The sequence below is a fragment of the Accumulibacter sp. genome, from assembly GCF_016789985.1.
GTDB lineage: Bacteria > Pseudomonadota > Gammaproteobacteria > Burkholderiales > Rhodocyclaceae > Accumulibacter.
This window is the reverse complement of sequence record NZ_JAEUOL010000020.1, coordinates 1-8,179: the sequence shown is the minus strand read 5'-3', so window position 1 is coordinate 8,179 and position 8,179 is coordinate 1. Positions and strand designations below refer to the sequence as shown.

Genomic DNA, 8,179 nt, shown 5'->3' with positions numbered 1-8,179 from the left:
GAGCGTTCGGCGCCGTCGCCATCGACGGTCGTCAGGCAGAACAGCCAGTAACTGTGGGCACCCTGGTCAACGAACTGCTTGTCGACCGACACAATGCGATGCTGAGCGCAGAAGGCGTTCAACTCGGCCTCACCAGTCGCCGGCGTCAGCGCTTCGACGCTGAAAAAGTGAAATCTCATCGGTCGGTTCACTTCGTGCGTTTGAAAAAATTCGCCAATCGATCCCGGGCGGTCGTCGGTTTGGCGTCGCCGTTGGCCGTACTAGCCGGCGGCACGGCCGTGGACGGCGAAGCCGTCCTCGGCCGCTGGCTCGTCGGCTCCGCCGACAACCCCTTCCTGGTCACCGGCTCCGCCGGTGACCCACCCTGCTCGCCTGGACCTAGGGCGAGCCGGAACCCGGTGCTGACGCTGCGGTCGCCAGGCTCGTCCCTGAAACGGAAGGCCGAACGCACGTCCCTGCCGTAGACGCGCCACGAACCGCCGCGCAACACGCGGTAGTCGCCAGTTTGCGGACCTTGTGGATCGACCTGTGGCTCCGTCGGATGGTCTCCGTACCAGTCGGCGCACCATTCCCAGACGTTGCCGTGCATCTCGTACAAGCCCCAGGGATTCGCTGGCAGCGAGGCCACCGGCACTGTCTGCTGGCGATACAAACCCATCTCGCCGCCGGCGTAGGGATAGTTGCCATGGTAGTTGACCAGTTTCGGGGTGATCTGGTCGCCGAACGAGAATGGCGTCGTCGTCCCGGCCCGGCAGGCGTACTCCCACTCCGCCTCGGTCGGCAGCCGCACCGGTAATCCCGGCAGTCGGTGCCCGAGTTTAGCGATGAAGGTTTGGACGTCATCCCAACTGACCTGCTCGACCGGGTTGCGTGCATCGTCCTGAAAACGGCTCGGATTCTGCCCGCCCATCACCGCACCCCACAGCGCCTGCGTGCAAGCGGTGTCGGCGAGCCAGAAACCACGCCCCAGCGTCACTTCGTGCTGTGCCTCCCGCTCCGCAACCCGTTCCGGCTCGTCGGCTGGTGAGCCCATCAGGAAGCGGCCAGGGGAAATCCAGCGGAACCGCTGGCTGACACCGTTGACGTCGACTTCTCCGAACAGCCCGTAGCCATCAACGCCGAGTGCCTGTTCGCTGCTCCAGCGGCCGGCTTGCCCGGCCTGTGGCGGTTGCCAGTCGAGACGGCAGCGCTCGCCCAGCCACGTCACTTCAGCAAACAGCCCGCGCGCGTCGCGCCCGAACGCGCGTGCCCACGGCGGCCTTGCGAGTGCGTTGACGGTGAGGTCGAGGTGGGGCGCGTGCAGTTCGATGCGCTCGACGTCGCGTGTCAGACGGGCGAGAGTTTGTGGCAACGCCGCGGCGGCGACGTAGGTGCGTGCGGACGCTGCCGTTGCCGTCGCGGCCGAGTGCGTGACGTCCACGAAAACACCGCCGCCGACCAGCGTCAGATCGGCGTAATGGCTGCCGGCCGCCAGCAGTCCGGGACCCTTCACATCGAGCGGCTCGAGCCACAGTTCCTCGCCGCGCTGCCGCAGGGCGCAGGCGAGTCGCTGGCGGGCAGGCTCGGGGTCGAGGAAGAAGCGCACCGCCTCCGGGCGGACGCCAGACGGTAGCTCGACCACATCGCCGCGCGCCAGGCGTTCGCGTTGGGCGAGTGCCCAGAGTGCGGCCTGCGTTTCGTCTTCGGCGAACACGGCGTCGCTCTGACGGCTGACGTGGCGGCGCAGCCACTGCTGCAGGGCGAAGGCCTCGGGGCGTTGCAGTGCCGTCCTGGCGATGGCGTACTGCCACTGCTGCACCTCTTCTGGGTCGCTTGCCGCCATCGCCTCCGGCGCCATTCTCCGGCACGCGGCGAGTTCTGCGAGCCGCACCGACTCGGGCAGTCCGGCATGGTGGGCAAGGATCAGGCCGACGGCGGCGCGTTTGAGATCCCGTGGCAGCGCTTCAAAGCCACCTTGATAGCGGGTGATCGCCGCCTTTCCGGCGAACTGGAAACCCTGTGGGCCGGCGCGAACGTCCGGATGTTGCCAGATCAGCGCTTCGCCGAGGACATCGGCTTCGCTAGCCGGCAACAGGGTGCGTATCGCGCGCAGCAGCGGTGGCTCGACGCGCACCGCCGGTGCGAGCAGCGTCAGCAGCTTTTCGACCGCTTGCCCACTGCGCCCGCCGTCGTCAGCGCGCGTCGCTCCGGTTTCGCCGGCAAGGGGTCCGGCTGTCGAGCGCCGCAGCCGGCTGTGGCGATCCCATTCGACGATCGTGAAGCCGCGTTGCAGACCGGCGGGATGCAGGCGCGCCGGAACCGGGCAGAGAGCCAGCGCCTGCCGTCCGGCACTGCGCAGCCTGCCACCCAGTTGCTGCCAGCCGAGTCGCGTTGCCGGCGAGGCGTCGAGCAGCCCGAGATCGCTGAGGATCAGCAGCGGCGTCGTGGGTGCCGGCAATTGCCAGCGCTGTTGGCTATGCTGTGATGAGCGGTGAACCAGTGGCCGTGCACCCGGCTCGCCGGCGAGGATGCAACGCTCGATTCCCAGTTGACCGTGCCGCTTTTCGAGTGCGTGACAGAGGGCGTTGAAGTCGCCGTGAAACGGGATCGTCTGGCGGGAGTAGTCGGTGAGGATGACAATCCGCGGGCTCCAGCTGTGGCGGCCCAGCATCGGGATCTGGCGCAGCGCCTCGCCGCGCGTCAGCCGGTCGAGCAGGCGCGGCACATCGGGCTGGCTCGACTCAATCGACCGCCCCAGCGAACGGCGCAGGAAGGGCCACAGCCGCGACCAGCGTGTCAGCGGCAGGCGGGAAGGCAGACGCAGCGAGCCAGGGGCAGGGCGGGGGTCTTCCTCGAGCAGCTCGGCTGCAGCCAGCCAGCCTGGTGCAGCGTCCGCGTCGTCACCGGGCTGTGGGTCGGCCTGCCGGTGTTCGGTGACGTGGAAGAAGCGCGCGGCAGGAAGGGTCGACGGGCGTTCGGGTAGGGGTGGGCCGGCCTCGATGAATCCTTCGACCACTGGCGAAGCGACTATTTTGGCGAAGGCGGTCACCAACGGCGGCGCTGCCCGCCGCTCGTAGCCGAGCGCCCACGCCGCCTGCTCAAGCATCTCTTCGCCGTGCTCTGCATAGACGCGCAGCAGATCGGCTCGCCCGACGGCAGTTCTGGCGCGTAGCGGTCGGACTTTCATCCGTTCGCTGGCGGATGTTTCTTCAGCGCGAAGTCCTGTACCTTGCCGAGCAACACGGCCTGCTTGCCCGGGTCCGCTTCCAGCGTGACGACGACGCGCAGCAGATCGATGTACTCGGCATACCCCGGTCCCTGCAGACCCTGGTCTTCGGCGGCCTGGCGGTCCTGCCAGAGTTGCCGGGCAGCATCACGATAGACGTTCGCCGGGCAGCGATCCTCAAAGTGCAACTTGCCGCGCCGGATCAGCGCGGCGATGAAGTCGTTTTCGGCTTTCGGCAGTTGCAGGTTGAGCACCAGGCAGCGGCGGACGAAAGCCGCCGGCAGCTCGCGTTCCTCGTTGGTGGTGATGACCACCAGTGGTGTCGGTGTTCCTGCGGCCGAGCTGATCGCTTCGTCGAGCCAGGGTACGGTGAACGCGCCATTACCCAGCGTTTCGAGCAAACCGTTGGGCAGATCGGCCTCCGCCTTGTCGATTTCGTCGATCAGCAGCACGCTTCCCCTGGCCGGCGTCCAGCCTGCCGGGGGCTGTGGGCGCGCACTGCGGCCACCACTGCGCGAATGCTGGCGCTCGGCCGAGTCCCAGTCGAAGACCCACCAGAGCGCACCGGGGCTCAGGTAGTTGCGCTGCTCGAGGCGACTACGAACTTCTTCCGGGCTGTGGTGGCCGGCGCTCATCGCCTGCGCGTCGCCTAGCCGGCCGAGCGCATCGAAGCGCCACTGCAGATCCTGACTTTCGCTGCGCGCGTGTACCACCTCGGCAAGGAACAGCCGGCCCAGGGCTTCGGCGGCTGCGCGTGCCAACTGGCTTTTGCCCGAGCCCGGCTCGCCGCGCACCAGCAGTGGCCGCTGCGCGGCGAGCGCCGCGCGTACTGCCCAGGCCGAGGTGTCGTCGAAGCGGTGGACCGTCGCTGGCCATGAGCCGCGCGCCGGCAGCGCGATCGTAACGAGAGGGAGAGGTGCGATGTCGGTCGTGTTCATCGTGTTTACCGGGTGTCGGGAAGGGTCAGGAATCCACGGATGATGGTAATCAGACGCGTCTCTCTATCCACCAGCAAAGGAGTCTCTTCACCGGATGATTTCAGGTAGATGATTTTCAGCTCGGGCAGAGCCTTGCTGAGTCTGTCGTAAACGTCCTGCCGCCTGAGCGGCGAGTCCTCGTCGGGGCCGACCAGGATGTAATGGTGTCGCATCCTGTCCTTTTCGTCGTAGGCGAGTGCGTCCACGATGAACGCGAATTGCGTCGCGCTGAGTGTAGGACCGTAGGATTCTTTCGCTTTCGGGAACAGGTGTTTGGCAACGTCGAGCAGGATCCCGTCGATGGGCTGCTCGTCGTTCCAACCGCATTCCAGATTCGAGAGCTCGATCCTGCCTTCGCCGATCACGTCCATTCCCCCGGTGGCGCGAAAGCCGGGACGAACCTGACGGTAGCGCGAACTGACGATCTCGGCGCCACCACTGGTATGCACAAAGATTTCAAAACGCGACTCGCCCCGGTCCTCTTTTTCCTCCTGCGCCTTGATCCAGTCCGGTCGAACGGCGAGCACGCTGAGCCAAAAGAGCAGCGATTTGGCGGCTTCCCAGGTATCCGACTCACGGATCGCTTGTGGCGTCGTGCGTGGCAGGGCGTTTCGCGTGGCCGGTCGCAAGACATCGTCGAGCACCGTTTCCAGCTTGCTCGTGCACAGGCACTGCGCCAGAGCGACGAGATCGTCGCCGACCACCAGCTCCTTCTTGCTCGCCTGCTGCCGGATCATCCGGGCCAAGTCGGGCACGGCAGCGAGCGCTTGCCGGACCTCGTCTTCGACCTTTCTGACGAAGATTTCGTCGGCCTCCCGTGTGGGACCTGGGCCGTCGCCATTTCCGTTGTCGGGGGCGATTCGCTTGATCAGTGCCGCGAAGTCGGTTTCGAGATGCACCTCCTCGGGCGGTGTGTTCATGTCGGCGAGGTCGCTCAGGAGTTCGTCCATCAGCATGCGAAATCTGTCGTAGCGGTCGAGGATCTCGCGTGCGTTCAGCGTGTGCTTGGAGTCCTTGAGTCGCTTGAGTTTCGCCTCCAACTCGGCGGTCTTGGTTTCCCAATACTCGATGTAGGAAATACGGTCGATTGGATCGTAAAACGGCGTTCCCGACAGAACGATCGGATACACCCGCTTGCGGAAATTCCCGTTTTCATAGATCTGGCGCAGCTCGTACATGCAGTACGCCGACTTGAGGTAGGCGTCGCTGAGTACCAGCACGACATGCCGACTGGCACCGATCTCGTTCATGAACTGCCGGATCGAATCGCCATAGTGGATTTCGTTCCGGTCACGCCGCAGTTCGATCTTACGAGCGGCACAAGCTTCGCCGAGCTTGTCGACGAGCCGGTTCTGTTCTTCCTCTTTCCAGGCGTACGAGACGTAGACGCTGACCATCGAAACCCCTCCCTTCGGGTCTGGTGGAGACTGCATCATCGGGACAATCGGGCCTTCGGTGTTGCGGCTTTCGCGCCCGCCAACAAACTTGCCAGGAGAACCCGTCCAGCGTGTCAAGTATGGGTGGCGCGAGCGCGCGAGTCAAACGGGAGACGCGCGCTCTCCTTACCGGTGTAAAACGCAGCGACCGCAGAAGGCGCCCGCTCACTTCTAATCGATTTATTGACTAGCAGTCTTCTTGTAATCAAAATGTAGAAAGATTAAACGAATCCGAGACGAACTGTGAACAACGAAGTGTCCGACTGGATCGGCTATCGATGGCTGGCACAGCACTATGGCGTCTTGCCGGTGCAGGCGTTTCGTACCGACAGCGCGATTGCCAGGTCCCGCACCACGGTGCGTAAGGACGGCTACACCCATCAATACTACCCGTCCTCGGCCCGGCCTTCCGACACCCTGGCGGCGCATCTGGGCTTCGCGCTCAAGCACGAAGGTGTCCATCTGGAGTTCCTGGCGCGGCTGTTTGACGTTACTCCGGTGGCCGAGCTCGAGGCCTGGGTTGGGGCCGAGCCGACTGGCCAGTACGCGCGCCGTACGGGCTTCTTCTACGAATACCTGACTGGCCGGCGCCTGACGTTCCCCGGCGTCGTCGCCGGCAACTACGTCTCCGCGCTGGACAGTGAATCCTGTGTGACGGCTGTTCGGTCCGTCAACCACCCGCGCTGGCGCGTTCGCGACAACCTTCCAGGCTCGCGTGACTATTGCCCGCTGGTGTGGCGGACTAGCCGGGTGCAGCAGGCCGAACAGTACGACTGCGCTCGGCATCTGGCCGACCTGGAGGTCGAGTTCGGCACCGACGTGCTGCAGCGCAGCGTGGTCTGGCTGACGATCAAGGAAAGCCGGGCGAGCTTTGCGATCGAGCAGGAAGGGCAGCAGCTCGATCGTGTGCGGCGCTTTGCTGTGGTAATGGAGCAGCACTGCGGGCAGTACCCAGAGCCGCTGTCCGAAAGCGCGCTGGGTGAGCTGCAGGCGCAGATCCTCGGGCCGCGGGCGACGCGCTACGGGGTGCGCCGCTCGCCGGTGTTCGTTGGTGAACGGGACGGTATGACCGAGCTGGTGCACTACATCGCTCCGCACTGGGACGATGTGCGCTCGCTGCTGTGCGGCCTGCGCGACTTCGCAGACCGGACAGCCGGTGCCAGTGCACTGGTGCGCGCTGCGGTGCTGTCCTTCGGATTCGTGTACATTCATCCGATGTCCGACGGCAATGGCCGCATCTCGCGCTTCCTGATCAACGATGTGCTGCGGCGGGACCAGGCCATTCCGGCGCCGTTCATCCTGCCGGTGTCGGCAGCCATCACCAGCTCGGCGGTCAGTCGGCGCCGTTACGACCAGGTGCTCGAATCGTTCTCGCGACCGCTGATGCACAAGTACGCCGGGGCCTGGCGCTTCGGCGCAGAACGGGTTGCCGACGACGGTGTGCATTACAACCTCCAGTTCGATGCCTACCAGGACGCACTGCCCGCATGGCGCTATCCCGACATGACCGACCATGTCGAGTACTTGGCCGAGGTCGTTCAACGGACGATCGAGCAGGAAATGCGCCAGGAAGCGGGCTATCTGCGTGGCCTGCGCAACGCCCGCGAGCGTGTCAAGCAGGTGATCGAAGGACCGGATGGCGACATCGACCGGATCATCCGATCGGTGCGAGAAAACGCTGGCAAGTTGTCGAACAAGCTGCTCAAGGAATTCCCGGAACTGACGGAGGATGACCTTGCGGGCGAGGTGCTGGTGGCCATCGAGACGGCATTGCCGCCGCTAAACAAGCTTTGACGTTACGTGCCTCGGCAGCCGTGAGTGGCCGGTGCGTTGGCTTGCTGGCTGGGGTGCGAGCGGTCGGTCAATGGCCTTCAGTCGGTATCTACGAGAACCTTCACGCTGGGGGTGACCTTGTTGATCTTGCCTTCGCCGGGCGCCGTGACAAGCGCCAGGGTCAGCTCCCATTCGCCACGCAAAGACAGCCTCGCGGTGCTGCGGAAGAGGCGTTGATCGCCGGGGATCTGCATACGTTCAAGGAAGCTCAGATCGGCTCGTGGATTGAGCAGACGCAGAGTGAATCCGGGGTCTTCGCAGCCGGCGAGATGGAAGCGGTCGATATCGGCAAGCGCGGCCATTGCGGTGGCGACGGCGGGCGTCAGCAGCTCGTCGGCCTGGCTGATCTGCGCCGCCCAAGCGCTGATCTCGATCGTCGCACGGCAGGGCGAGCGTTGCTGGTAGCCGCGGGCGCGCTTGTCGAGCTTCAGCAACAGTTTAAAGTCGCCTGGCGGCGGGCGATAGAAGGTGAGCACTTCGATCTCGGTAACTGTTGCTCCCTCGGTGAGCTTCTGGACCTGAAGCTCGTAGTCATCGCCGCGCCGCGCCAGCCGCCCTGGCGCGGTCTCGATTTCGAGGATTCTGCTTACAGTGCCTTTCTCCAACGGGAAATCGATGCGCAGGCCATCGCCGTTCATGGTCACGGTCTGTGTCAGGTGAACGGCGTCACGCGTTTCTTCATCGTCAGCTGGTGGTTTGCTGCGCCGCCGCCGCAAGCTGACCACAGC

At 65.0% G+C, this 8,179-nt stretch carries 5 protein-coding genes; 1 reads left to right on the top strand and 4 read right to left on the bottom strand.

Annotation, left to right across the window (positions count from 1 at the left end; genetic code table 11):
• Positions 1-187: 187 nt before the first annotated feature.
• Genes JNK99_RS01205 through JNK99_RS01195 form a run of 3 tightly spaced genes read right to left on the bottom strand, consistent with a single transcriptional unit; the run spans position 188 to position 5,579 of the window.
• Positions 188-3,166, bottom strand: coding sequence for a formylglycine-generating enzyme family protein (locus tag JNK99_RS01205; protein WP_291847429.1), 2,979 nt, complete (start codon positions 3,164-3,166; stop codon positions 188-190).
• Complete coding sequence (locus JNK99_RS01200) at positions 3,163-4,143, bottom strand: AAA family ATPase (RefSeq protein ID WP_291847427.1); 981 nt, start codon at positions 4,141-4,143, stop codon at positions 3,163-3,165. The genes JNK99_RS01205 and JNK99_RS01200 overlap by 4 nt, the downstream gene beginning before the upstream one ends.
• 5 nt (positions 4,144-4,148) lie before the next feature.
• Complete coding sequence (locus JNK99_RS01195; protein WP_291847424.1) at positions 4,149-5,579, bottom strand: toll/interleukin-1 receptor domain-containing protein; 1,431 nt, start codon at positions 5,577-5,579, stop codon at positions 4,149-4,151.
• A 282-nt stretch (positions 5,580-5,861) separates the two neighbouring features.
• Here JNK99_RS01195 and JNK99_RS01190 point away from each other — a divergent pair, with 282 nt between their 5' ends.
• Positions 5,862-7,412: a Fic family protein gene (locus JNK99_RS01190; protein ID WP_291847421.1), complete on the top strand. Its 1,551-nt coding sequence runs from the start codon at positions 5,862-5,864 to the stop codon at positions 7,410-7,412.
• 77 nt (positions 7,413-7,489) lie between these two features.
• Here JNK99_RS01190 and JNK99_RS01185 read toward each other — a convergent pair.
• Positions 7,490-8,179: hypothetical protein (locus tag JNK99_RS01185; protein WP_291847417.1), on the bottom strand; the 690-nt coding region annotated here is incomplete at its 5' end.